The following is a 647-nucleotide window of genomic DNA, read 5'->3' as shown; positions in this document are numbered from 1 at the left end:
CACGGCACGCCTGCCGGTCTGCACCCCTTCCCCCTGGATCGTCAGGAAGATTTCCTTGACCGCGTAGCTCATCGCTTTGCGTAGCGGGTCGGATCGGGCAGGCCCGCTTCCTCGAACCCCTTGGCGCGCAGGCGACAGCTGTCGCAGCGACCACAATGCACCCCGCCCGGTGCCGGGTCGTAGCACGACCAGCTAAGCCCGAGGTCGAGGCCCAATTCGGTGCCCTTGCGCACGATGTCCGCCTTGCTCATCGACACGAGCGGCGCCTGAATGCGGAACGGATGCCCCTCGACCCCCGCCTTGGTGGCGAGTTCGGCGAGCTTTTCGAACCCGTCGATGAATTCCGGGCGGCAATCGGGATAGCCCGAATAATCGAGCGCATTGACGCCGAGATACAGGTCGCGCGCGCCCATCGCTTCGGCCCAGCCGAGCGCGAGGCTGAGGAAGATGGTGTTGCGCGCGGGGACATAAGTGACCGGAATGTCCGGGCCGACGCCGTCCTTGGGCACGTCGATATCGGCGGTCAGCGCCGATCCACCGAACAGCGACAGGTCGAGCGGCAGGACGATGTGCCGCTCCGCCCCCAGAACAGCAGCGATGCGCCGCGCCGCGGCCAGTTCGACCTGATGGCGCTGGTTATAGTCGAT

The 647-nt window shown here is 66.3% G+C and carries 1 protein-coding gene and 1 pseudogene; both read right to left on the bottom strand.

The features are described from left to right. Positions 1-72 (bottom strand): annotated as a pseudogene (locus ACK4S7_RS13115) (7-carboxy-7-deazaguanine synthase); the annotation flags it as partial. After that, positions 69-647, bottom strand: a 579-nt coding sequence (gene queC, locus ACK4S7_RS13110; protein ID WP_409647689.1) for a 7-cyano-7-deazaguanine synthase QueC, incomplete at its 5' end; no start/stop codon positions are given. The gene queC and the pseudogene ACK4S7_RS13115, both read right to left, overlap by 4 nt.

Origin of the sequence: Sphingorhabdus sp., assembly GCF_046292425.1 — a bacterium.
In the GTDB taxonomy this organism is placed as follows: domain Bacteria; phylum Pseudomonadota; class Alphaproteobacteria; order Sphingomonadales; family Sphingomonadaceae; genus Sphingorhabdus_B.
This window is presented reverse-complemented; position numbering and strand designations above follow the sequence as displayed.